At 66.1% G+C, this 23,832-nt stretch carries 25 protein-coding genes; 16 read left to right on the top strand and 9 right to left on the bottom strand.

The window, feature by feature from the left end; genetic code table 11:
• Positions 1–12: 12 nt before the first annotated feature.
• Genes ACSQ23_RS24080 through ACSQ23_RS24070 form a run of 3 tightly spaced genes read right to left on the bottom strand, consistent with a single transcriptional unit; the run spans position 13 to position 4,080 of the window.
• Positions 13–1,152 (bottom strand): SEL1-like repeat protein, encoded by a 1,140-nt coding sequence (locus ACSQ23_RS24080; RefSeq protein ID WP_055883239.1) that lies wholly within the window; start codon positions 1,150–1,152, stop codon positions 13–15.
• A gap of 11 nt (positions 1,153–1,163) precedes the next feature.
• Positions 1,164–2,759 carry a CRTAC1 family protein gene (locus ACSQ23_RS24075; RefSeq protein ID WP_436092144.1) on the bottom strand — a complete coding sequence of 532 codons (1,596 nt, stop codon included), beginning with the start codon at positions 2,757–2,759 and terminating at the stop codon, positions 1,164–1,166.
• Positions 2,760–2,763: 4 nt separating this feature from the next.
• Positions 2,764–4,080: a vanadium-dependent haloperoxidase gene (locus ACSQ23_RS24070; RefSeq protein WP_056000032.1), complete on the bottom strand. Its 1,317-nt coding sequence runs from the start codon at positions 4,078–4,080 to the stop codon at positions 2,764–2,766.
• 301 nt (positions 4,081–4,381) lie between these two features.
• Here ACSQ23_RS24070 and ACSQ23_RS24065 point away from each other — a divergent pair, with 301 nt between their 5' ends.
• The 6 genes from ACSQ23_RS24065 (at position 4,382) to ACSQ23_RS24040 (ending at position 9,907) form a co-directional block, all read left to right on the top strand.
• A complete protein-coding gene (locus tag ACSQ23_RS24065; RefSeq protein WP_436092143.1) occupies positions 4,382–5,425 on the top strand; it encodes a substrate-binding domain-containing protein in 1,044 nt (347 codons plus the stop codon).
• 152 nt (positions 5,426–5,577) lie between these two features.
• Positions 5,578–6,981, top strand: a complete 1,404-nt coding sequence (locus ACSQ23_RS24060) for a sugar ABC transporter permease (protein ID WP_436092142.1) — start codon at positions 5,578–5,580, stop codon at positions 6,979–6,981.
• 10 nt (positions 6,982–6,991) lie between these two features.
• Positions 6,992–7,801, top strand: a complete 810-nt coding sequence (locus ACSQ23_RS24055; RefSeq protein WP_055883233.1) for an ATP-binding cassette domain-containing protein — start codon at positions 6,992–6,994, stop codon at positions 7,799–7,801.
• A 155-nt stretch (positions 7,802–7,956) separates the two neighbouring features.
• Positions 7,957–8,619 (top strand): GntR family transcriptional regulator, encoded by a 663-nt coding sequence (locus tag ACSQ23_RS24050; RefSeq protein ID WP_055883231.1) that lies wholly within the window; start codon positions 7,957–7,959, stop codon positions 8,617–8,619.
• A gap of 281 nt (positions 8,620–8,900) precedes the next feature.
• Positions 8,901–9,482, top strand: coding sequence for a biotin transporter BioY (locus ACSQ23_RS24045; RefSeq protein ID WP_436092141.1), 582 nt, complete (start codon positions 8,901–8,903; stop codon positions 9,480–9,482).
• A complete protein-coding gene (locus tag ACSQ23_RS24040; protein WP_436092140.1) occupies positions 9,482–9,907 on the top strand; it encodes a DUF1284 domain-containing protein in 426 nt (141 codons plus the stop codon). Before ACSQ23_RS24045 ends, ACSQ23_RS24040 begins: the two co-directional genes overlap by 1 nt.
• A gap of 197 nt (positions 9,908–10,104) precedes the next feature.
• On the opposite strand, the gene ACSQ23_RS24035 is transcribed toward ACSQ23_RS24040, so the two are convergent.
• Together ACSQ23_RS24035 and ACSQ23_RS24030 are read right to left on the bottom strand one after the other, a co-directional pair.
• Positions 10,105–10,845 (bottom strand): 3-hydroxybutyrate dehydrogenase, encoded by a 741-nt coding sequence (locus tag ACSQ23_RS24035; RefSeq protein ID WP_156384651.1) that lies wholly within the window; start codon positions 10,843–10,845, stop codon positions 10,105–10,107.
• Positions 10,842–11,432 (bottom strand): helix-turn-helix transcriptional regulator, encoded by a 591-nt coding sequence (locus ACSQ23_RS24030; protein WP_055883224.1) that lies wholly within the window; start codon positions 11,430–11,432, stop codon positions 10,842–10,844. Before ACSQ23_RS24030 ends, ACSQ23_RS24035 begins: the two co-directional genes overlap by 4 nt.
• A 79-nt stretch (positions 11,433–11,511) precedes the next feature.
• On the opposite strand from ACSQ23_RS24030, the gene ACSQ23_RS24025 reads away from it, so the two are divergent.
• The gene (locus ACSQ23_RS24025; protein ID WP_436092139.1) at positions 11,512–13,440 is read left to right on the top strand and encodes an acetoacetate--CoA ligase; all 1,929 of its coding nucleotides are present in this window, start codon (positions 11,512–11,514) and stop codon (positions 13,438–13,440) included.
• A complete protein-coding gene (locus ACSQ23_RS24020) occupies positions 13,437–14,612 on the top strand; it encodes an acetyl-CoA C-acetyltransferase (RefSeq protein WP_436092138.1) in 1,176 nt (391 codons plus the stop codon). Before ACSQ23_RS24025 ends, ACSQ23_RS24020 begins: the two co-directional genes overlap by 4 nt.
• Positions 14,613–14,860: 248 nt before the next feature.
• On the opposite strand, the gene ACSQ23_RS24015 is transcribed toward ACSQ23_RS24020, so the two are convergent.
• Entirely contained in the window at positions 14,861–15,337 is a 477-nt protein-coding gene (locus tag ACSQ23_RS24015; protein WP_436092137.1) for a MucR family transcriptional regulator, read from the bottom strand.
• Between the two features lie 404 nt (positions 15,338–15,741).
• On the opposite strand from ACSQ23_RS24015, the gene ACSQ23_RS24010 reads away from it, so the two are divergent.
• The 6 genes from ACSQ23_RS24010 to ACSQ23_RS23985 all read left to right on the top strand — a co-directional run bounded on the left by ACSQ23_RS24010 (position 15,742) and on the right by ACSQ23_RS23985 (position 21,278).
• Entirely contained in the window at positions 15,742–17,499 is a 1,758-nt protein-coding gene (locus ACSQ23_RS24010) for a BTAD domain-containing putative transcriptional regulator (protein ID WP_055883217.1), read from the top strand.
• 20 nt (positions 17,500–17,519) lie between these two features.
• Entirely contained in the window at positions 17,520–17,738 is a 219-nt protein-coding gene (locus ACSQ23_RS24005) for a hypothetical protein (protein WP_055883214.1), read from the top strand.
• A 90-nt stretch (positions 17,739–17,828) separates the two neighbouring features.
• Positions 17,829–18,947, top strand: a complete 1,119-nt coding sequence (locus ACSQ23_RS24000) for a YcaO-like family protein (RefSeq protein ID WP_162247952.1) — start codon at positions 17,829–17,831, stop codon at positions 18,945–18,947.
• Entirely contained in the window at positions 18,944–19,639 is a 696-nt protein-coding gene (locus ACSQ23_RS23995; RefSeq protein WP_436092136.1) for a TfuA-like protein, read from the top strand. The genes ACSQ23_RS24000 and ACSQ23_RS23995 overlap by 4 nt, the downstream gene beginning before the upstream one ends.
• Positions 19,640–19,693: 54 nt before the next feature.
• Positions 19,694–20,827, top strand: a complete 1,134-nt coding sequence (locus ACSQ23_RS23990; RefSeq protein ID WP_436092135.1) for a hypothetical protein — start codon at positions 19,694–19,696, stop codon at positions 20,825–20,827.
• Positions 20,828–20,915: 88 nt separating this feature from the next.
• Positions 20,916–21,278 carry a hypothetical protein gene (locus tag ACSQ23_RS23985; RefSeq protein ID WP_436092134.1) on the top strand — a complete coding sequence of 121 codons (363 nt, stop codon included), beginning with the start codon at positions 20,916–20,918 and terminating at the stop codon, positions 21,276–21,278.
• A 21-nt stretch (positions 21,279–21,299) separates the two neighbouring features.
• On the opposite strand, the gene ACSQ23_RS23980 is transcribed toward ACSQ23_RS23985, so the two are convergent.
• Positions 21,300–21,569, bottom strand: coding sequence for a protein usg (locus ACSQ23_RS23980; RefSeq protein ID WP_055883204.1), 270 nt, complete (start codon positions 21,567–21,569; stop codon positions 21,300–21,302).
• 168 nt (positions 21,570–21,737) lie between these two features.
• On the opposite strand from ACSQ23_RS23980, the gene ACSQ23_RS23975 reads away from it, so the two are divergent.
• Positions 21,738–22,112 carry an iron chaperone gene (locus tag ACSQ23_RS23975; RefSeq protein WP_436092133.1) on the top strand — a complete coding sequence of 125 codons (375 nt, stop codon included), beginning with the start codon at positions 21,738–21,740 and terminating at the stop codon, positions 22,110–22,112.
• A gap of 33 nt (positions 22,113–22,145) precedes the next feature.
• Positions 22,146–22,370, top strand: a complete 225-nt coding sequence (locus ACSQ23_RS23970) for a hypothetical protein (RefSeq protein ID WP_055883201.1) — start codon at positions 22,146–22,148, stop codon at positions 22,368–22,370.
• 53 nt (positions 22,371–22,423) lie between these two features.
• Here the strand turns inward: ACSQ23_RS23970 and ACSQ23_RS23965 are convergent, their stop codons facing one another.
• Together ACSQ23_RS23965 and ACSQ23_RS23960 are read right to left on the bottom strand one after the other, a co-directional pair.
• A complete protein-coding gene (locus ACSQ23_RS23965) occupies positions 22,424–23,287 on the bottom strand; it encodes a nuclear transport factor 2 family protein (protein ID WP_436092132.1) in 864 nt (287 codons plus the stop codon).
• An 89-nt stretch (positions 23,288–23,376) separates the two neighbouring features.
• The gene (locus ACSQ23_RS23960) at positions 23,377–23,802 is read right to left on the bottom strand and encodes an Rrf2 family transcriptional regulator (protein ID WP_436092131.1); all 426 of its coding nucleotides are present in this window, start codon (positions 23,800–23,802) and stop codon (positions 23,377–23,379) included.
• Positions 23,803–23,832: the final 30 nt, after the last annotated feature.

The following is a 23,832-nucleotide window of genomic DNA, read 5'->3' as shown; positions in this document are numbered from 1 at the left end:
GCCTGCCGATCGTCAGGGCGACGTGCTGCGCCAGCGCTGTACCCAGGCAATGGCGAGCGAACGGGCCTGGTCGATTTCGGCCGGGCTCATTCTCGCGGTCAGGGTATCGAGATCCTTCACCGCGATCGGCAGGCCGTACTGGGCGGCGAGACTGGTCCACATATAGGCCATGACATCGTCCTGGGCGACGCCATAGCCGTTCCGGTACATGGCACCCAGCCCATATTGCCCGTAGACGTCGCCCTGGTTGGCGGCCAGCGAGTACCAGAAGACCGCCTGCTGGTCGTCCTGCGGCACCCCTTGGCCATGGTCGTAGAGCATCGCCAGGTTGGCCTGTGCCGGGGCATGGCCCTGGTCGGCGGCGAGCTTGAACCACCTGGCCGCCTCGACGTCGTCGGGAGCGACGCCGCGTCCGGTGTGGTACGAAATGCCGACATTGAACTGCGCCGGGGCATAGCCCTGCCCGGCCGCCAGCTCGAACAGCCGCACCGCCTCCGCCTCGTCGCGGTCGACCCCGTGCCCCTCGAAATACATGCTGCCCAGGTTGAACTGCGCCGCCGCGTAGCCCTGGTCGGAGGCCTGGCGCACCCAGTTGAGCGCTTCGGCAAAATCCTGCGCGACGCCGCTGCCGCGGAGGTAAAGCAGCCCCAGCGCCAGCTGGGCATAGGCATCGCCCTCAGCGGCGGCAAGGCGGAACCATCTGGCTGCTTCGACAGCGTCCTGCGGCACGCCCTCGCCACCATCCTTGAGGAGCGCACCGAGGTTGTAGCGGGCGTCGGCGCGGCCCTGCTCCGCCGCCAGCCGGTACCACTTGACCGCTTCGGCCGGGTTTCTCGCGATACCGAGGCCGGCGTCGTAGACATAGCCGAGGTTGTACTGCGCTTCGGCATCGCCCTTGGCTGCAGCGAGGCCGAGCCAGCGCATGGCTTCGACCGCATCCTGGGCGACCCCCTTGCCCGTCGCGTACATGAAGCCGACCGTCGTCTGCGCCCGTACACTGCCTGCGGCAGCGGCCGGCTTCAGTTCGCGCATCGCGGCTTCAAACTCGCCCCGCTGATAGGCGAGCATCCCCTCCGCCTCGCCTGCGACTACCCCGCCAGCGAGGAGACCGAGCAGCAGGACCGGCAGCGCGAGACGTCTGGCGAGCGACATCGTCGCCCGGCTCAGTCGTGCGGGCTGAACGGGGCAGCCGGCTTGTCGCGCTCCAGCACGTAGAAGCCGCCGGCCGCGAGGTCGGGCCATTCGCTGCGCGTTCCATCCGGCCAGACCACAGCAACGCTCGATGCGGTCGCGTCGCCGAGGCCAAAATGCACCCAGCCGAGCTGGCCGCCGGCATGGCCGCCACCCACCGTCAGCTCCCGCCGCATCGTCGTGTCGCCGCGCTTCACTTCGATCCAGCTGCCGATCGCATCGACGTTCGGAGCGGGCTGCCGCAGCGCCACCTCGATCCAGTTGCCACCAGCCTCCGCCCCAGTATTGCGCCAGACCTGCGCCCCGGTACGGCGGTTGACCACCACCAGGTCGAGCAGCCCGTCCATATTGAAATCGACGAGGGCCGCGCCGCGGGAATTGCCGTTGTTGGAAATGCCCGCCTGGTCGCCCACCTCGACGAACTTGCCGTCGGCGCCCTGCAGCAGCAGGTTGTCCGGGTCGTGCATGGCGAAGTCCGGCATCTGGTCGACATTGCCCTTGGCGACGAACAGATCGACCAGACCGTCATTGTTGACGTCGTCGAACTGTGCGTGCCAGGCCGTGCTGGGCCTGAGGTCGTCACCGGTATAGGGGCGGTGCGCCGTAACGCCCCTGGCATAGGCGACATCCTTGTAGTCGGGTTTGGGCCCTGGCGCGGTCAGCGTCTGCAGCTTGTTGTCGGCCATGCTGGTGAGGAAATATTCGGGGTAGCCATCGCCGTCGAGATCGTAGCTGGCAATGCCCATGCCCCAGATGCGCAGCACCTTCCAGCCATCGGCGGGGGTCAGGAGCTTGGGCGCCTCACTGGGCAGGATACGCCACATCTGTTCCTGGCCGCCCTCGTAATACTCGCGGTCATTGGAGACGCGCAGGCTCGGCGTCCCGGATTTATCCCAGTCGGTGAACAGCATCGACAGCGCGCAGAAGCTCGGCTTCAGCGGCAATGGCGCGGCGAACTTGCCGGCTTCGCCTGGCCGGTGCAGCCAATTGTCGGTGCACGATCCCCAGGGCGAGAGATCCTCGTTGCGGTCGATGTAATTGCCCACCGCGATGGTCGGCCAGCTCGAGCCGCGCTCGAAGGTCAGCGCCGCCGATGCGGTCCACGCGTCGCCGCCGTCAAAGCCCCACGCCTCGTTGGCCCGCTCGAACCTGCAGGCGCCCAGCCCGCGCATCACCAGGTTCTCGCCCACCCGCAGCACCAGGAGGTCAGTGACCCCGTCGCTGTCGATATCGGCCGGATAGAAGCCGCCGACGCTGTCGAGCTCGAGCCCGCTCTCCTCGGGCGCAAATGTCAGGCGGCCGCCCTGCTTGCTGGTGTTGACGTAGAGCTGGGCCTTCGACGCGCCACCCGGCAACGCGATGTCGGCATAGCTGTCGCCGTTGCAGTCGAAGGCCGCGACCCCGCCGCCGACGATGTAGAACCAGTCGCCGTCATAGCTGGTGGTGATGCCGGAGGCTGCCGTCTCGTCGACAAATTTGGGCACCGCGGGCGTCTGCGCCGCCGCGGGTTGAACAAGGCCGAAGCCGGCAAGCACCAGGGCGGCAGCGAAACTGTGCGGGGTGCGCATGGTGCTACTTCCTCGTCTTGAGCGCGATGGTGTAGGCGGCAATGCAGTGGCCCTGCACCAGCCCATCCTCGATGGCCGAGCGGAAATGGATGCCGCCATAGAGCCGCGAAATGCCGGCCTCCTCGGCCGCCTCATGGAAACTGGCGTATTTGCGCGGGTTCCTGCCGTCCGGCGAGCCGGTTTGATCCTCGAAGGCGTAGTTCTCGCCGAAAAACGCCGTCATCACCGCGTCCATGGCTCCCGACACGGTGCTGTGCCCGCTGGGATACTCGGGAAATGGCGGGGTGTTGAGGATCGGCTCCCATTTGGGATCGAGCACCTTTTTGATGTAGGTGATCGGCCGCACCAGATTGTAGGCATATTTCTGCTGCCAGCAGCCGACAAACGCGTCCGACATGGCGATGCCCATGCGGGCCAACAGGTCGACATTTTCGTCGAGCGGCAGGTCGGCGCGGTCGGCGACCTGCAACGCGATTGAGACCCAATGGCCCGGCGGGGTCATCGACAGCATCGGGTCATCGGACCAGAAACGGGCGATCGCCGCCTGTTCCGGGGTGGCGTTCTTGACCGTCTGGTAGACTTCGTCAGCCTCTTTGTAGAAGTCCGATGCGGGGTCGGCGCTGTAGGCGGGGTTGCCCTCAGTCGGGCAGGCGGCGCCATCGGGCGTGGCAAAGGTCCGGTTATTGCCCCAGTCCGGCAGCAGCGGCAGCTGCTGCTGGCGGATCAGGTTCGTCGGGGCCCACTTGCCGTCGCCCTTGGGCAGCTCATACTCGTAGGGAAAGCCCATATTGAGCACCGTGGCGCCGCCATCGTTCTGGGACCAGGCGAAGATCGCGGCCGCCATGGCCTTGCCGAAGGCTTCGCTGCGCGTCACCACATCCTCGGGCACGCCATCGACAGCCAACGCCCGCCATTTGCTCTGCGCCCGGTTGATCGAGCGCTGGCCGGTGGGCCCGGTATTGCCGAAGTAGAAGACGATGGCGTCCGACATGGCGGCGCTGATCACCACCGTCTCATCGTAAGGGACGCCGGCTTCACGCTGCGGCACCTCATCGAGCCCGTGCAACTGGCCGACCAGCGATACCAGCTTGTCCGAACCGCCCACCGCGGCTTCGAAGGCCGTGATCCCGAGATAGGCGAAAGACCGGCTGGCGACCGGCGGCGAATACGTCGCCGTGTGCCGGACCAGCTCATTCATCAGCGTGTACCAGTCTCTGAGGATGGCGCCCGGCTCGGGTCGCGCATCGGCGAGCGCCCCCAGGCTCGTCGCACACCACAACAGCACTGCCGCGCCAAGGGCGGCAATCCGGCGAGCTCGCATCATTCCCCCCAAAGTTCCACGGCCGGCGTGTTGCTCCGCTGTACCGTCCTCCTGTGGGCTCTATTTCAACTGGCAAGTGCCGCTCGGTCAATGGCTCAGCCAAAAGTCGGGATTGACGGAGATTCGCATAAATATCTGCGACCAACGGGATGAAGATTGACTTGCCGATGGGGCTGATGCAGCGTCGGTGTGCGTACCTCACAGGCAAATCGACACATAAGCTGCGGAACGACGGCGTGGTTTGTCTGGTCAGTGGACGCGCGTGCCAGAGGTTCCGCACGGAGTCTGGGAGGGCTCTGCAATGAAATTCAAGATCCTAACGCTGCTTGCCGGTGCTGTGCTGATCAGCGCCAGTTCGACCGCGGTGATGGCCGCGGGCAAGACGATTGCCGTCTCGTGGAAGACCTTCCAGGAAGAGCGCTGGAAGACTGACGAAGCAGCGATCAAGAAAGTGGTCGAGGCAGCCGGCGACACCTACCTGTCGACCGATGCGCAGGGCTCGGCGCAGAAGCAGGCGGCCGACATCGAGAGCCTGATCTCGCAGAAGCCCGATGTGATCCTCGTGGTCGCCTACGACTCCGACGCGATCCTGCCTTCGATCCAGAAGATCAGCGACGCCGGCATCAAGTCGATCGCTTACGACGTGCAGTTCGAGGATCCGAACGCGCTTTACATCACCTTCGACAATGTTGGCGTCGGCCGCATCATGGCCGAGGAAACGCTGAAGGTGAAACCGGAGGGCCGTTACGCCTTCATCAAGGGCGACAAGGGTGACCCGAACGCCACCTTCCTGTTCCAGGGCATGCAGGAAGTGCTCAAGGATGCCCTGGCCAGCGGCAAGGTGACCAATGTCTGCGAGACCTTCACTGATGGCTGGAAGCCGGACAATGCCCAGAAGAACATGGAGCAGTGCCTGACCTCCACCAATAATGGCGTCGATGCCGTGCTCTCCGAGAACGACGGCATGGCCTCGGGCGTCGTCGCAGCCCTCGATGCGCAGGGCATGGCGGGCTCGGTTCCGGTCACCGGTCAGGACGGCGACCTCGCCGCCATCAACCGCGTGGCGCTCGGCACCCAGCTGGTCTCGATCTGGAAGAACTCGATCGATCTCGGCACCACCGCAGGCAATGCGGCGATCGCACTGGCCGACGGCACAGACCCGACGGCAATTCCTGGCGTCGCCAAGTTCAGCGGCGGCAAGAACGGCGTCGAGATGAATGCCATCCTGCTCGCGCCGACCCCGATCACCAAGGACAACATCCAGGTGGCGATCGACGCCGGCCACATCACCAAGGAACAGGCCTGCGCCGGCGTGACCGCCGGCTCGGTCCCGGCCTGCAACTGATCGGCCGGACCTGATCTGATGTCTACCGGCCGCGTCGCCTGATCGGGTGGCGCGGCCTTCTCGTTCGGCGCCGGGCGAAGGGCGCTCGGCATTGACATGGCGAGGCCCGGCCTCGCTGACGGCGGCCGCAACGATCGGCTGGAGGATGGGGCATGACGGAGCAATCAAACACCAGTGGTCCGGCGGCCAGCAACGAGGGTCTGCTGACGCGGCTGATCCGTGCCGCCGAGATCGATACCCGCATGCTCGGCATGCTCGCCGCCATGCTGGTGATCTGGGTCGGCTTCGACATCATCAGTTCGATCCTGCGCCCCGGTGGCGGCGGCCTGTTCGGCGGTTCCTTCCTCACCTCGCGCAACCTCTGGATCCTCCTGGTGCAGACCTCGGTGATCGCGGTGATGACCACCGGCATGGTGCTGGTCATCGTCTTGCGCCAGATCGACCTGTCGGTCGGCTCGATGCTCAGCATCGTGGCGGTGGCGACCGGTGTGCTGCAGGTGTTCGAACTGGGGCCGACGCTTGGCGTCGGTCACCCCGCGATCTGGATCATCGCGGTGGTGTTCGCCATCGCGCTTGGCGCCGCCATCGGCGCCTTCAACGGCGTCTTGATCGCCTATGGGCAGATCCCGAGCTTCATCGTGACGCTGGGTGGGCTGATCGCCTTCAGCGGCGCCGCCTTCCTCATTGCCAGCGGCGTCACCGTCGCGCCGATGGACAAGACCTTCAAGCTGATCGGCGGCAACGGTCCGGCGGCCTCGATCGGCCCGGTCTGGAGCTGGGCGCTGGCGGCCGTTGCCTGCATCGGCATCGGCCTCGCGGTTGTCGCCGGCCGGCGGCGCCGGCTGACCTTCAACTTCAAGCCCAAGCCGGTCTGGGCCGAGATCCTCAGCGTCGTGGTCGGCTGCGCCGCGGTGCTCGGCACCACCGCCGTGGTCAACTCCTACCTCTACCCACCCCGTGTCGCGGAGCGCTTCGCCCTCGACAACAAGATTCCCATTCCACCGGGCGTCGAGAACAAGGCCGGGCAAGCCATCTGCCAGGCCGCTGACAAGGTCGTCTCCTGCCTTGACGGGCTGACCTTCCAGACCGGCTACCCGATCCCGGTGCTGATCATGCTGGCGGTCGGGCTGGTAATGACCTTCGTCGCCCGCCGCACCCGCTTTGGCCGCTACATCTTCGCCACCGGCGGCAATCCCGAGGCGGCCGAGCTCGCCGGTGTCAACACCAAGCGGCTGACCGTCATGGTGTTCACCCTGATGGGGGCGCTGGTCGGCATCTCGGCGATCATCGCCTCGGCCCGCCTCGACGCCGCAACCACGGCGCTCGGCACCCTCAACGAGCTCTATGTGATCGCCGCAGCGGTGATCGGCGGCACCTCGCTGGCTGGTGGCATCGGCACCATCTTCGGCGCCATCCTCGGCGCCCTGCTGATGCAGTCGCTGCAATCGGGCATGGCGCTGCTTAACGTCGATTCCGCCTATACCAATATCGTGGTCGGGGTTGTGCTGGTGTTCGCCGTATTCGTCGACCAGATCTATCGCCGACGCGTGAAGTGAGGAGGCAAACATGACCACCGAGACCATTGCTGCCGACTCCGCCTCGCAAGCTGCGCCGCTGGTCGAGATGAACGACATCTCGATCGCTTTCGGCGGCATCAGGGCCGTCGACCACGCTTCCATCGATCTCTATCCCGGCGAAGTGGTGGGCCTGCTCGGTCACAACGGCGCCGGCAAGTCGACGCTGATCAAGGTGCTGTCCGGCGCCTACAAACGCGATTCGGGCACCATCCGCATCGACGGCAGGGACGCCGAGATCTCCAATCCGCGCGACGCCAAGGCATTCGGCATCGAGACGATCTACCAGACCCTGGCGCTGGCCGATAACGTCGACGCCGCCGCCAACCTCTATCTGGGGCGCGAGCTGCGCACGCGCTGGGGCACCCTCGACGACATCGCCATGGAGGCCGAGTGCCGCAAGGTGATGGGCCGGCTGAACCCCAACTTTCGCCGTTTCAAGGAGCCGGTGAAGTCGCTGTCCGGCGGCCAGCGGCAGTCGGTCGCCATTGCCCGGGCGATCCACTTCAACGCCCGCATCCTCATCATGGACGAGCCCACCGCGGCGCTTGGACCGCAGGAAACCGCGCAGGTCGGCGAGCTGATCAAGCAGCTCAAGGCCCAGGGCATCGGCATCTTCCTGATCAGCCACGACATCCACGACGTGTTCGACCTCGCCGACCGCGTGACGGTGATGAAGAACGGCCGCGTGGTCGGCACCGCTCGCGTTGGCGACGTGACCAAGGACGAGGTGCTGGGCATGATTATCCTCGGCAAGTGTCCGCCCGGCGCCATCCCCGGACCAGGCGCGATCAAGAGCTGAACCGATGCCGGGGTGAGGCGCTGCGAACCGGCCCCCGTGCGACAGCCGCTTCCCACGGCGTCAATATCGGCCGGTTACGGACCGCCATCCCCTGGCGAAAATTCCGGCTGACCAGCCGGTAGCCATCCCTCGGCCAATCAATTATCTATAAAATCATGACCACAGCCAAAGACGATCCCGTTTCCGTCCGGATCAGCCGCGCGCTGGCCGAGCGGATCATTGCCGGCGACATCCAGCCGGGCGCCCGCCTGCGGCAGGACCACATCGCCGAGGAGTTCGGCGCCAGCCACGTGCCGGTGCGCGAAGCGTTCCGGCTGCTCGAGGCGCAGGGGCTGGTGGTGAGCGAGCCGCGCCGCGGCGTGCGCGTCGCCGGCTTCAGCCTCGACGAAGTCCGCGAGGTCGCCGAGATGCGCGCGGCGCTCGAAGTGCTGGCCTTGCGCCAGGCCGGCCCGCATCTGACCAAGGCGATGCTCGCAGAGGCCGAAGCCATCAGCAAGGCCGGCGACAAGGCCAGCGACGTGCAGGCCTGGGAGGAGGCGAACCGGGCCTTTCACCGCTTGATCATTGCACCGTGCGGCATGCCGCGGCTGCTCAAGACCATCGACGATCTGCACAGCGCCAGCGCCCGCTTCCTGTTCTCGGGCTGGCGGGCCGAATGGGAGGCGCCGACCGACCGCGACCACATGGCGATCCTCGCCGCGCTGCGTGATGGACAGATCGAAACCGCGGCCACGGTGCTGGCGCGCCACATCCGCTCGAGTGGCCAGGAGCCCCGCAAACCAGCGCCACGCAAGGCGGCTGCGTTCGCTCGGAGCTAGAGCGTTTGGACGGTCAGTTCGCGCTATTTCCATCCCCACACTCGGTGTCATCCCAGCGAAAGCTGGGACCCATTTCACAGCCCGTACCTGAGGAGAGTTGGGTCCCAGCTTTCGCTGGGATGACAGCCGGTGGAAGAGGCGAGTTCGTGGGTCATTACGCGCTGCCACTCTCCCAGCCAGTCCATAAAAACGCGCCCCTCTTGCAATTCCCACGCGGCTGTGGACTCCTTTAGCGATAGATAGCGCAGATTATCTATAATTCTTGCAAGGAGCCGTCCCTCGTGTCCGATACCGTATCCCTGACATCAGCTTTCAGCCCGCTCGACCTCGAAAGCCGCCCGCTCGCCTGGCGTATTGGGGCAGTTGTGCTGGGCACGCTGTTCCTGACCCTCTCCTCCTATGTCGAAGTCCCGATGGTGCCGGTGCCGGTGACCATGCAGACTTTCGCCGTGATGCTGGTCGGCGCGCTCTATGGCTGGCGGCTCGGCGCCATCACCATCATCGCCTGGCTCGCCGAGGCGGCCGTCGGCCTGCCGGTCCTGTCGGGCGGCGCCGCCGGAGCGCATCACTTCGTCGGCCCGACTGCCGGCTACCTATTCGCCTTCCCGGTGGCCGGCGCCGTCGTTGGCTGGCTCGCCGAGCGCGGCTGGAACGGCCGCCGTCCGCTGCTGGCCTTCGTCAGCATGTTGCTCGGCAACGCGCTGTGCCTCGCCATCGGTGGCGCCTGGCTTGCCGTGCTGTTCGGCGCTGACGTCGCCTGGACCAGTGGCGTTGCCCCGTTCATCGTCGGCGGCGTGCTGAAATCGGTGCTTGGCGCCGCTCTGCTGGCGCTGCTCGCCCGCGGCAAGACCCGCACCGCCTGATGACCATCCGGTTGCGCCCGCATCACCTGCTCTGCCTGCTGACCTATGTGGGCAAGGGCTACAGCGCGGCGTTCACCGCCAACTACGACGCCATCGCCGCCCGCATCGGCGATGGCGAAGACCTGCTGATCGTCGCGGAGCCGGACGACATCTGCGCCCCGCTGCTTGCTGATGCCGAACCGCATTGCCACCGCGACAGCGTCATCGAGCGCGATCGACTGGCTTTGCGCGATCTCGGTGAGTTGCTGGCGACGCCGCCGCAGCTCGGCGAGGCGGTGGTGCTGGATCCGGTGTTGCTGCGCCAGATGCGCGAAGCCTTTGCCACCGGCCGCACCCGCGCCGCGTGTGTCGGCTGCGAGTGGCATGGGCTGTGCACCGGCATCTCGGCAGGCGGGTTTGCCGGGGTGGTTATTCCTTCCGCTTGACCTAACTAGGCGCCGGTGCGGGCTGACCCCCACCCCTGTCCCCTCCCCCTAAACATGGGGAGGGAGACCAAAACACTGCTATCGAGGCTATCGTCTCCCTCCCCATTCTTAGGGGGAGGGGACAGGGGTGGGGGTCAGCCCGCGCCGGCACGGCAGTTGCCATCCGGACACTGTCTTCGCGGTTGCCGTGGCAGCTCTCACCGCGCCGTCCACCCACCATCGATCGCGATCGTCGTCCCGGTAATCGAGCGCGCCGCCTCGCTGGCGAGATACGACGCCAAACCCGCGATCTCTTCGGCCTCGACGAAGCGCCGCGTCGGTTGCGAGGCCAGCATGATGTCGCGGACCACTGCGTCGCGGCTGAGGCCATGCACCTGCATCTGATCTTCGATCTGCTTTTCGACCAGCGGCGTACGGACATAGCCGGGGCAGATGGCATTGGCGGTGACGCCGGCTTCCGCCACTTCCAGCGCCACGCTCTTGGTGAGGCCGACCAGCCCGTGCTTGGCGGCGACATAGGCCGATTTGAACGGCGAGGCGACCAGCCCATGCGCCGAGGCGATGTTGATGATGCGGCCCCAGCCGCGCGACACCATGCCGGGCACTGCCGCCTTGATGCATTCGAACGAAGCATCGAGGCTGAGGCTGCGCACCAGATCCCAGTCGGCGCGGGCGAACTCGACGACCGGGGCGACCTTCTGCGCACCGGCATTGTTGACCAGCACATCGAGCCGGCCGTAGCGGGCAATGACCTCGGCGACCAGGTGTTCACCCGCCCCCGATTGCGTGAGGTCGGCACGGAAATAGTCGTTGGCGCGGCGCTCGACGATGTCGTGCTCGGCGACGCGGAACCCGTCGGCCGCGAGCCGGGCCGCGATGGCCGAGCCGATGCCTCCCAATGCGCCGGTCACCAGCGCCGTCTTCTGTTCCCCCATCACCCTTCCCTTTCGTTGAACCACGCCATCAGTTCGGCGCCGTTGCGCACTCCGATGGTCTTCATCAGCCGGGCGCGATGCGCCTCGACCGTCCGGCGTGACAGCTTGAGCTCGGCGGCGATCTCGCCGCTGGTGCGGCCCTGCGCCACCAGCATCAGGATCTGGCGCTGCCGACCGGTGAGCACATGCTCGGTCGGCAGGATGCCGCGCTGCATCGGCTCGAAACAGTAGATGGCTTCGGCGAACGGATCGTCCGGGGTGTTGGAGCGGCCATGCACGCGGCACCACAGCGTGCTGCCATCCTTGCGCCGCATCACCCGCTCGTCGAAATAGATGGCGCCTGCGGCGAGATGGCTGCGCCACAACTCCCCCACCCGCACGAAATCGCCGACATCCTGGTAGAGCTGGCGGAAACTGGCGCCGATCATCTCGCCGCGCTCATAGCCGAACAGCGTCGCGAACGGCGCGTTGCAGTCCTTGATGATGCGATGGGCGGCGAACACGATGGGCACCGGAATGTCGGCGAGCGAGTAGCCGAAGCCTGCCGCACCGGGGTCGAGCTTGCCAAGACTGGGAGGGAGGGGATGCATGCAGTAGAAATACGACTCCTTGTCGAGCCAGTACAGGCACTAGCGTCCCTCAAAACGGGAGGCTGAAATTCTCTGGCAGATGGATCCGGCGCGGCGGCGCGCCACCTTGCTGTGGCAGTTCGCCGAGGCGACCCACGCCAGCCATGGCTGTGCGCCCGACGATTACTGGGGGCTGCATCGCTGGTCGATCACCGAGCGCGGCGCCTTCTGGAGCGCCGTCTGGGATTTCTGCGGAGTGATCGGCGACAAGGGCGAGCGGCAGAGCATCGACGCCGAGCTGATGCCCGGCGCCCGCTTCATGCCCGACGCGACGCTCAACTTCGCCGAGAACCTGTTGCGGCTGGACGGGCCAGCCGACGCCATCGTCTTCCGCGACGAAGCGGGCGCACGGCGGCGCTGGAGCTGGGATGAACTGCGCCAGGCGGTGTCGCGCCTGCAGCAGGCCCTGCTCGGGCTCGGCATCGGCCAGGGCGACCGGGTTGCCGGCATGCTGCCCAACCTGCCCGAGACAGTGGCGATGATGCTGGCGACCGCTTCGATCGGCGCGGTGTGGTCGTCATGCTCGCCGGATTTTGGCCCGCGCGGCGTGCTCGACCGCTTCAGCCAGATTGCGCCAAAGCTGTTCGTGACGGTCGATGGCTATCACTACAACGGCAAGCCGATCGATATCGGCCCGACTATTGCCGAAGTGGCCGCAACGCTGGCGCCGGCGCAAACGGTGGTGATCGACCTGCTCGGCCGCGCCACCGACTGCGTCAGGCGCATTGACGGTGCGGTGACGCTGGAAACCTTCCTCGCCCCCTACGCCGCCCGGCCGGTACGCTTCACCCGGCTGCCGTTCAGCCACCCGCTGTTCATCCTGTTCTCGTCCGGCACCACCGGCAAACCCAAATGCATCGTCCACTCCTCGGGCGGCACGCTGCTGCAGCATCTGAAGGAGCACCGGCTGCATTGCGACGTGCACGATGGCGACCGGGTGTTCTACTTCACCACCTGCGGCTGGATGATGTGGAACTGGCTGGCTTCGGCGCTGGGCTGCGGCGCAACGCTCTGCCTCTACGACGGCTCGCCGTTCCATCCCGAGCCGACGCAGCTGTTCGACTATGCCGAGGCCGAGCGCTTCACCCTGTTCGGCACCTCGGCGCGCTACCTCGATTCGGTACGCAAGCTCGCGCTGAAGCCGATCGAGACGCATGACCTTGAATCGGTGCGCGCCATCCTCTCCACCGGTTCGCCGCTGGCAGCGGACTGCTTCGATTATGTCTACGGCAGCGTGAAGCGCGACGTACACCTCGCCTCGATCTCGGGCGGCACCGACATCGTCTCGAGCTTCGTGCTCGGTGTGCCGACGCTGCCGGTGTGGCGCGGCGAGATCCAGGCGCCGGGGCTGGGTCTCGCGGTCGATGTGTTCGACGAGGACGGCCGACCGATGCCTGAGGGCAAAGGGGAGCTGGTGTGCCGCGCGCCGTTTCCGTCGATGCCGCTCGGCTTCTGGAACGATCCCGATGGTTCGCGCTACCGCGCTGCCTATTTCTCGCGTTTCGACGGCGTCTGGGCCCATGGCGACTATGCCGAACGCACCGCGCACCACGGCATCATGATCCATGGCCGCTCGGATGCGACGCTCAACCCGGGCGGCGTGCGTATCGGCACGGCGGAGATCTATGCCGTGGTCGAGGAACTGCCCGAAATCGACAGCGCGCTCTGCATCGGCCAGGAGTGGGAGAACGACACCCGCGTGGTGCTGTTCATCAAGCTGGTGCCCGGCGCAGTGCTGGACGAAGCCCTCCGGCTTAAGGTCCGGACCACTATCCGCAGCGGTGCCAGTCCGCGCCATGTGCCGGCCAAGGTGATCGCGGTGGCGGACCTGCCGCGCACCCGATCGGGTAAGCTGACCGAACTGGCCGTGCGCGACGTGGTCCATGGCCGACCCGTCCGCAATGTCGAGGGGCTCGCCAACCCCGAGGCGCTGAAGCTGTTCGAGAACCTCGCGGAGCTCACCACATGACCAACCCGGTTCACATTGTCGCGGCCCGCCGCACCCCGATCGGCCGCTTCGTCGGCGCTTTCGCCGAGCTGAGCTCCAGCGCGCTCGGCGCCGCCGCCATCCGGCAGGTGCTCGCCGACAGCGGCGTCGACCCGGCCACTGTCGACGAAACGATCATCGGTCAGGTGCTGACGGCAGGCGCCGGCATGAACCCGGCACGCCAGGCGGCGATCGGTGGCGGGTTGCCGATCGGCGTGCCGGCCTTCAGCGTCAACAAGGTCTGCGGCTCAGGGCTGAAGGCAATCCACCTCGGCGCACAGGCGATCGGCGCGGGCGATGCCGAACTGGTCATTGCCGGTGGGCAGGAGAGCATGACGCAGGCGCCGCATCTCGTGGCAGGGCGCCGCGCCACCAAGCTCGGCGACATCGCCGCCACCGACAGCATCATGGTCGACGGGCTGGTCGACGCCTTCAATCACGTCGCCATGGGCGTCACCGCCGAAGGGCTGGCGCAGAAATTCGACATCTCACGCGAGGCGCAGGACAGCTTCGCCCTGGCCTCACACCACAAAGCCGTCGCCGCCGCCGCGGCGGGCCGCTTTGACAGCGAGATCGTGCCGGTGAGTGTCACCGAGCGAGGCGAGACGCGGCTCGTCGCCGCCGACGAACAGCCGCGCGCCGACACGACACTGGCGGCGCTGGCCAGGTTGAAGCCGGCCTTCGACGCCGGAGGCACGGTGACCGCCGGCAATGCCGCCAGCCTCAATGATGGCGCGGCGGCGGTGCTGCTGGCCTCTGAGGCCAAGGCAGCTCAGCTCGGGCTGACTTCGCTTGGCCGGATCGTCGCCTGCGCTTCGGCGGCGCTGGAGCCGATGGAGATGGGATTGGGTGCCGCGACCGCGGCGCAGCGGGCCCTCGATAAGGCCGGCTGGCGGTCGGCCGATCTCGACCTGATCGAGCTCAACGAAGCCTTCGCCGCCCAGACGCTCGCCGTGGTCAAGGCGATGGACTGGGAGCTCGAACAGGTCAACGTCAATGGCGGCGCCGTCGCGCTCGGCCATCCGATCGGCGCTTCAGGCTGCCGGGTGGTGGTGACGCTGCTGCACGAGATGCAGCGGCGCAACGTCCGGCGCGGCCTCGCGACACTGTGCATCGGCGGCGGCCAGGGCGTGGCGATCTGCATCGAACGCTGAGTGCTGCTGGCTGATATTTTGCTGACATTGTGCATAACGCCAACGTCACGAGCGTCGGCCTAGCATGTCAGCTGCATAGGAAATTCGGGTCCTGTGTCCTACTGCTCCCTCCCCCACCAAGCGGAGGGGGCAGTTTTTCGACGCCAGCCCACCCTGCCGATTGCGGCCGGGTTTGCGGCAAGCTGCATCATTAGGACAAAAAACCGGCGCGGTGAGCGCCGGTTTGGTTTAGCTTGTCGCCGGTGATGTCAGGAAACGATCTTGGCCCGCCCGCGGGCGGCCGGCGATTTGGGCTTGCGGCCAAGGCCAATGGTCTTGGCCAGGCGCGAGCGCGCTTCCGAGTAAGTCGGCGCCACCATCGGATAATCCACCGGCAGGCCCCATTTCGCGCGGTATTCTTCCGGCGACATGTCGTATTCGGTCCTGAGATGACGCTTCAGCGACTTGAACTTCTTCCCGTCCTCGAGACAGATCAAGTACTCCGGCGTAATCGATTTCTTCACTGGAACTGCGGGCCTCAGCTCCACGACTGCTTCCGGTTCGGGCGCACCGCCCAGACCACTCAACGTTGCATGCACCGTTGCGATCAACTTGGGAATGTCGCTGGCGCTCAGTGCGTTATGACTCACGTAGGCGCTGACGATGTCGGCGCTCAGTTCGATCAGTTTGGAACCTCTAGCGTCCGCGTTTGCTGCTGCAGCCAAGTTCGATGTTCCTGATTCCATTCGTCCCTCGATATTGTTGCCTAGGTTTCGGGTCCTATATGCGGGACACTGCGGCCCACCCTCCGCGCCTCCTCGCAGTTATTGTGCTAGCGCATCACGCTTGGGTAGCTTACTTCAATGCGTTATCTAGCCGTTACGTGGCTACGCTTTGCCCTTTACTTCGTCAAGTAAACTTCCACCAATTTCGACGGATCAACTGAGCAATGCCGATCACTTCTATGCGTGAAACGGTCACCCTGCAGCTTTTGGGGACCCCGGTCCTCCGCTTGGCGGACGGTTCGGCAGTAAAGCTGCGCCAAAAGGCCTATGCCCTTGCAGCTGTGCTGTATCTGGACTTTTCCAACCGGGCGCGACGGTCGGCTTTGGCGGAACGGACCTGGGAAAGCAGCACTGCAGAACAGGCGATGACCAATCTGCGGCAGACCCTGCTGCATACGCGTGAACTCGAAGGTAGATACGGGTTCGACCTATTCGATGCCGACGCCACGGAAATCGAGCTCAACCGCGACGTGGTGCTCGACCTGCGCGAGATCGGCCGCGTCCGCAGCGCCGAAGATGCGCCTGAGCTCGAGCGGCTGATCGGCCTCTACCGCGGCGAGCTGCTGGCCGGCGTCATTGGCGTCGGCAACGAATTCGACCAGTGGCTGGCGCTCGAACGCACCCGCATCGAGAACCAGTTCTCCACCCAGGCGACCGAAGCGGCGTTGCGAATCGGTGGCCGGGGCGCCCATTCGGCGCTGTTCCGGCTGGCCGAGCGCCTGCCCTATTCCGACGTGGTGTGCCGCGCCACGATCGAACTGTTCCGCTCGGAGAATAACGAGAGCGGCGCGCGCGCCGCCTTCGCTGCGTTCCGCAACCGGCTCCGGCATGGCCTGGGCATGGAACCGGCGGCGGAAACCGCCGAGCTGTTCGGCCACGACGACGAAACGATTCCCGCTCAACCGCGCACCGTCGAGCGACGCCGGCCGCAGGCCGACGAGGACCGGGCGCGGGTGAGCTTTGTGCCCCGGGTGGTGCTGCTGCCGCCGTTGCAGGACTTCAAGCAGGCGAGCGTGCCCAAGCACCTGGCGCCGGCGCTGGTCGAAGATGTGACCATCGGCCTGTCGCGCCTCAAATCGCTGTCGGTGATCGCGCCGCACACCGCCTGGCAGCTCGACCCCTTCACCGCGCTGGACGAGGTACGAGCGCACCAGATTGACTACGCGGTGGAAAGCCGCATCGCCCCGCATTTTGCCGGCGACGGGCTGTCGCTCGCCATCCGCCTGGTGCGCGCCGCCGGCCGCGAGATCGTCTGGGCCGACAAATTCGCCTTCTCGGCGCTGACCGCGCCCGAGCGCTACTGGGACTTTACCAACGGAGTCGCCCGCGCCCTGGCGGAATCGATCGAAACGGCCGAGCTGCAGCGCGAGCGTACGCTGCGCGACGCCAATGCCTACTCGCATTACCTCGCCGGGCGGCAGAACCTCAGGACGTTCGATCTGCCCAAGGTCCGGCGCGGTCGCAAGTCGCTGCGCATTGCCCGCGACATCGAGCCGGAACAGGCGACGATCGAGAGCGCGCTTGCCCGCTCCTATGTGGTGGAATGGGTGCTCAGGTCCGGGTCGGACAAGGCGCTGCTCGACAAGGCCAAGCTGCATGCCGAGCGTGCGGTGTCGATCGACCCCAATGACGGCACGGCATATCGGGAGCTTGGCCGCGTCGCGCTGTTCGATCGCGACCTGGATCAGGCCCTGGTCCACATGTCGACGGCAGCCGAGCTCGCGCCGAACCACGCCGATATTCTCGCCGACTTCGCCGATACCCTGGCGCACAACTCCAACCACCGCGAAGCCCAGGAAAAGATCGAAGCCGCCATGCGGCTCAACCCGATCCCTCCCGATGAGTACCTGTGGACGCTGGGCGGCATCAATTTCTTCCGCGGGCGTTTTGATGAGGCGCTGGCCAACCTGAGCCAGATGCGCAACCCGGAGCCGGCCTATCGCCTGATGGCCGCCGCTGCCGCGATGGCGGGGCAAATGGACCTCGCCCGCCGCTATCGGTTGCAAGCGCTTAGATTGCAACCGGATTTCACAACTGCTCGTTGGCTATCCCGAGTGCCGCAGCGCGATCCCTCTGATGTCGATCTGTATATAGACGCATTGCATAAGGCCGGTTTCAAGTAGGCCGACAAGGAGAAATACCAATGCGTTACGTCATTATTGGACAGAAAGACTCTGAGCAGCTGCTGGTCGTCGATACCCAGCTGATGACTGTGACCCCGGTTGACCAGGACACCGTGGTCCCGGCCAACGTTCGCTCCGCGCTACAGTCGGGCAACACCATTGTCGACGGCATCAACGTCGCCGTGGCCGCCGGCAATCGCGCCGATGGCAGCGGCGCCTGGTTCTACACCTCCAAGTAAGTCTTGCATTTCGGAGCCCAGCTCCGCCCGGCGGCCGATACGGCTCCAGGCGGCACGCGCAATCCCGCAGCCCTGCTGCGGGATTTGTCGTTGCATTTTGCCGCGCTCGGCATCACCCGGCTGGCCCGCCAGACCGGGCTCGATCGCATCGGCATCCCCTGCTACGCCGCCATCCGCCCGCAATCGGCGACGCTTGCCACCCACCAGGGCAAGGGCGTCGACGACATTTCGGCCCAGCTCTCGGCGGTGATGGAGGCGGCCGAGTACGCCATCGCCGAAGCGCCTGAGACGCCGCAGAAGACCCTCAGCATGGCTGAAGCGCGGGCCGGGAGCTTCGAACTGCTCGAGGTAACGCACCTGCTGCCGCGCGGTGCGGCGATCGACGAAACAAAGCCGATTCGCTGGGTCGAGGGGTTTGACCTTGCGACCGGTGCGCCGGTACTGGTGCCCTATGACGCAGTGGTGCTGGGCACGCCGCCCCGCGACCTCGTCGGCTTGTCACAATCGACCAATGGCATTGCTGCCGGGACGCGCCTCTCCGGCGCACTGTTGCATGGCCTCTGCGAAGTGATCGAGCGCGATGCGGTGTGCCTGTGGAGCTATAAGCCCGATGCCGCGGCCGAGGCCACCGCCGTCTCCCCCGCGGCATTCGGCGACCCGGCAGTGGACGCGCTGGCCGACAAGGTCGCCCGCGCCGGCTACCGGCTGCGACTGTTCGACCAGACCAACAATATCGGCGTGCCGGTCATCTATGCGGCGCTGTTTCCTGCCGATGGCGCCGACAAGCACTTCGATGTCGCGACCGGCGCCAGCTGCCACCCCATCGCGGCGGTCGCCGCGCGGCGCGCCATCGTCGAGGCGGCACAGACGCGCATCACCAACATTGCCGGGGCGCGCGATGACATCGTCGAAGGCGAGTACGACGAGCAGCTCGGCCGTTCCATCGCGGTGCTGACCGAAGCAACGCCAGCCACGCGGCCGGCGCCCCCGGGCCTGCCGGCCGACAGCGGCGAGGCCGCGCTGATCGCTGCGCTTCAGGCCGGGCTCGCCAAGGCGGGTCTCAATCGCATCGTCGTCATCCCGCTCGGCGGCGAACAGTTCGGCATCCGGGTGGCCAAGATCTATGTGCCGGGCCTCGAAGACCGCCTGACCAATACCAACTGGCGCCCCGGTTCTCGCGCCACTGCCGCCATGCTGGGGTTCCTGTGAAAGTCCTGTTCGCCGGCCCGTCGCTCTCGGGGCAAGACTATGATCGCAGCGGGCTCGATATCCGCCCGCCGGCGAGGAAGGGCGACCTCTACCGCGCCGTGCACGATGGCGCCGATGCCATCGGGCTCATCGACGGGGTGTTCGGCTTCGTGCCCTCGGTCTGGCACAAGGAAATCCTGTTCGCTCTGCAGCAGGGGATTACCGTGCTCGGCGCCGCCTCGATCGGGGCGCTGCGGGCGGCGGAATGCGCGCCTTATGGCATGGTGCCGGTGGGACCGATCGCCCAGAGCTATGCGAACGGCGCCCGCCGCGAGGACGCCGATGTCTGCCTCGCCCATGCCCCGGCCGAACTCGACTTCCTGCCGCTCAGCGAACCGCTGGTCGACGCCGAAGCGACCATCGCGGCCATGGCCGTGACCCCGGGCGAGGCGCTCGCTCTGCGGTTAGCGGCGAACGCCATCTATTTCGCCGACCGCACCGCCGAAACGATGGTCGCCGAAGCCGGGCTCGACCCGTCGTTTGCCGGCCGGTACCGCGCCGCCCGGGTGCGCGCCAAGACCGCCGATGCACTGCTGCTGGTCGAGCAGCTCAGGGCGCTGCCTTCCGGCCGTGGCCCGATCCCGGACTGGGTGTTCGTGGCGTCCGAGCCCTGGCGCAGCTACCTGGCCGAGTTCGGACAACAGGCAGCCTAGCGCCGCTACCGCACGCGGCGCTATGCTGGCCAAAGACGGAACCGGGAGGGGCTCATGGCCATCCGCCGTGCCGGCTTTGCCTTGCTGCTCACGCTCGGGCTCTGCACCGCTGCTCAGACGAGCGAGCCCACGCTCGGACAGGCGGAACTCGAACGGCGCGCCGAAGCCGCGGCGCGTTACCTGGTGGCGACCGAAACCGCCGAAGGGCGCTTCTTCTACGAATTCGATTTCCTGCGCTCGCACTTCACCCCTGATGACAACATCGTCCGCCAGGCCGGCGCCGGCTTCGTCCTCAACCAGTTCTACTTCCTCTCCGGCAAACCCGGCTTCGCCGAGCCGTCGGCGCGCAGCATCGCCTACTATGAGGCCCAGTCGATCGCTGTCGGCGCTGGCCTGCTGCTATCCGAAGACGAGACGCTGGCCGGTGGGCGGGCCGGGGCCGCCGCGCTTGCCCTGCTGGCCGAGCTGTTCCATAGCCGGGCCATCGGGTCGGACTTTCGCCCCGACTTGCGCCAGGCCTGGTTGCGCGGCTTGGCGGCTCAGCAGTTGCCCGATGGCGGCATCGCACAGGTACCGGGGGAAGCCACCGCCGATTCCTACGCCACTGGCGAAACCTGGCTGGCGCTGGCGCACTACATCGACCTCGCGCCGGACGCGGCGGAGGTGGCAGCGATGCTCGAGCGGCTCGAAGCCGGCGTCATGGCCAAATACCTCGCCGTGCCCGACCGCATGTTCGCCCATTGGGGCATGATGGCCGCGGCGCAACGGCTCGCCACCACCGGCGAGGACCGCTATCGCGACTTCCTCGAGCGGTTCGCCGCCAACTATGTCGAAGCTCTCATGCCCTCTACCGACAGCGGCTCCAACACCTGCGCCGCGCTCGAGGGGGTGATCGCCGCGGCTGCCGCACTCGAGCGGCACGGCGTTCCCGACCTTGCCGCGACGCTGCGAGGCCGCATCGACACGGACCTGCCGCATAACCTCGGCCTGCAACTGACTGGCGACAGCACGCGGCTGGAGTTCGGGCCGGGCCAGTATTACGAGGATCCCAAGCTGAAAACCCTGACCGGTGCGTTTCGGAACGGCGCTTACGTGCTGCGCTCGCGCGTCGATTCGACTCAGCATTGCCTCTCGGCTCTGCTGCTCTACCGACAGTTGATCGAGGGCGCAGCCGGCTGGAAGATGTAAGTGGCATTAGTGTTTTACTGTGTTGCCGCCGCACCGGCAAAGTGATTTACTTTAACTGGGGGGCGTACTCGTACGAAGGAGACTTCGCATGCCTCCAGTCTCGACCAAGCACCACCTCGCCCGCCGTATCCGCCTCGTAACCATCGCGACACTCGCTGCCGGCGGCCTGTTGCTGCTCGCGCCGTCAGTCAGCTCGCAGACGGTGACGCCGCAAAGCGTCGATCCGCTGCAGCATTTCATCGACTGCGCCGGTGTGCTGATCACCGCACCCGACATCCACGCAGCCAACTGCCTGCCCAGCAATGTTGGCCCCGAAACCAGGGCACTCGGCGCAGCCGGCAGCGGCGGCGGCCCCGTAGTCAAAGTCGAATGTGAAGACGATGCCATCCAGATCGACGGCGACAGCGACTGTCGGGGCAACGAACCGGAAGAAGAATTCAACCCCAGCTGATTGAAGCAGCGGTCGCTTTCCCTAATGGAGCCGCGCGCCCTTGAGGGTGCGCAGCTCCACCGGGTAGATCAGCCGGGCATGCGCCACCGTCACCGAGTGCAGCGGCCCCTCGATCTTTTCCTCCCAGAAGGCCAGGAACTTTCTGAGGCTGGGGAACTGCGGGAACACGTCGTATTGCTGCCAGACGAAATCCTGCAGCAGCTCGAGATGATCGGGCACGCGATAGATGATCTGCGCGGTGGTGAGGCCGAAACCTTCCGTATCGGCGTCGAGGCAAGTCAGCGGCGACATCAGGTACCTCCGATGGGCGGGCGACCGGATGAGCATGAGGCGAAATCGCCCGCATGACAACAGCGTTGCACGAATAGTTTAACGATTTCAATATCATAGCAGCAACCACCGGGGAGTGCTGACAGCGCGATGATGGCCGTGCGAGGCTATGGTTCAGGAGGAGCGATCATGACAGCGCCGATGCCCGAAACCACTCGCAGTTTCCTCGCCGCTCTGCCCGCGGCGCAGCGGCAGGCGCTGGAACACCTGCGAGAAGTGGTCATTGCAGCCGCGCCTGGGGCCGAGGAGTATATCGGCTACGGCATTCCGGCCTTTCGGCAGGATGGCGCGCTCGTGTCGTTCGGCGCCGCCAGGTCGCATTGCGCGTTCTATGTACAGAGCCCGGCAGTGATGGAGGCCCATGCGGCCGAGCTGGCCGGTCTCGATACGTCCAAGGGCACGGTGCGGTTCACGCCCGACACGCCGCTGCCGGATGCGCTGGTGGCCCGTCTGGTCAAGGCGCGGCTCGCCGAGAATGCGGCGCGCCAGGCCAGGAAGCGCTAGACTGAACCCCGCGGCGCCTTGAAGGAGGCAGTGATGGCAACACTGGTTCGACTGACCGAGGAACAGATTGAACGCCTGATCGTCGGCATGGAGGAGATGGAGGAGCGCCTCAAGGACATGCACGCAGAGCTGATCGAGATCGGCATCCCCAAGGATACGCTCACTCGCTTCGCCAAACTGCATGATCGCTATACCGAGGGCGTGGCGTTCATCCTCAGGCAGCGCGAGCTCGGCCGCTCCGAGGATCGTTCCGGCTGAACGAGCTTTGCCGCCACGACCAGGGAGGCGTAGGGCGCCGAGGCGCCCTGCGTTCAGAAGCCGAACTTGCCGTTCTGGTTCTTCCACTCGCTCTGCGGCGGGATGGTTTCGAGCGTGTCCCAGTGTTCGGCGATCTTGCCGTTCTCGACCCGGAACAGGTCGTAGAAGGCGGTCGGCTTGCCGCCGAAGCTGCCCTCGCTGACCACGAGCACGAAGTTCCCCTCGCCCAGCACCTTGTGCACGGTGTCATACTTCATGGTGATGCCAGCCTTGGCCATCGCCTCGAGCGCCGCGCCGAGACCGGAGAGGCCATTGGCGATCTGCGGGTTGTGCTGGATGTAGCTGTCGCCGTCGAAGAAACCGGCGAGTTTTTCCAACCGGCCGTTGACGAGGATGTCGTCGACAAACTGCGCCACCAGCGCCTTGTTGGCCTCGGTCTTGTCGATGTCAGTTGCGCTGGTCGCGCCGTCGATCATGGTGTTGCCGCTCGGGTTGGCGGCCGCCGTCTCTTGCAGGTTGTCCCAATGCTCGACGATCTTGCCGTGCTCGAAGCGGAAGATATCGAAGCCGATCCTGGGGCCGAAGAACTCGTACGCGCTGTGGGCGAAGACATAGTCACCATCCTCGAACACCCGCACTGTGTTGACCTTGGCCGAGTTCGGCGGAAGCGCTGCCAGCAGCGCGCCGAAGCCGGCGAGCCCGTCGGCCGCCCCCAGATTGTGCTGCCTGTAGTGTTCGGGATTGATGACGGCGACCGGTTCGCCGGCGCCGGTTTCGATGGCCTTGAGCAAGTCGACGACCTGCTGCTCCTGAGTGCTCATGGCTGGCTCCTGTGCAAATAAGGGTGTGGTCGGCAGCACGGCTGCCGAGGTGATCAACGCCGCCAAAGCGATCGCTGCGACGTCCAGGTTCGTCATTTTCTGTATCCATTTCGGTTACACATAATGGTATCTAATCTGGATACATATGATTGTAAAGAGGCCCGGCCGACGGGCGTGCCTCCGCGTCAGGCGACCTTGTTGCGCTCGGCGATATCGGCGGCGAGGTCGGCGATGCTGGTTTTCGCCAGCTGCGCCTGCAGTGCCCGTTCCGCCTCCAGCATCCGCCCTTTGAGCACCGCATCGATATTGCGGCCAACCGGGCACTGCGGGTTGGGCGCGTCATGCAGGGCAAACACCTGCTGCTCCTCGTCGATCGCCCGGTAGACATCCAGGAGGCTGATCCGGCTCGCCGGATGCGCCAGCAGCGCGCCACCGCCGGCCCCCAATTGCGAGGTGGTGAGCCCCGCCTTCGCCAGTTGCGTCAACAGCCGGCGAATGAAGGTCGGGTTGGTGTTCACGCTTGCGGCAATGAGCTCGGACGTCGCGGGTTGGCCGCCCTGATAGGCGAGGAAAGTCAGGATATGCGTGGCGACGGCGAAGCGCGTGTTCATCGAGAGGATCCCATGTGTACCCAAAATAGG

This window comes from Devosia sp. LjRoot16, from assembly GCF_964252795.1.
Taxonomy (GTDB): Bacteria; Pseudomonadota; Alphaproteobacteria; order Rhizobiales; family Devosiaceae; genus Devosia_A.
Note: the sequence above shows the minus strand (reverse complement) of the source record. Positions and strands in the feature narration are given on the sequence as shown.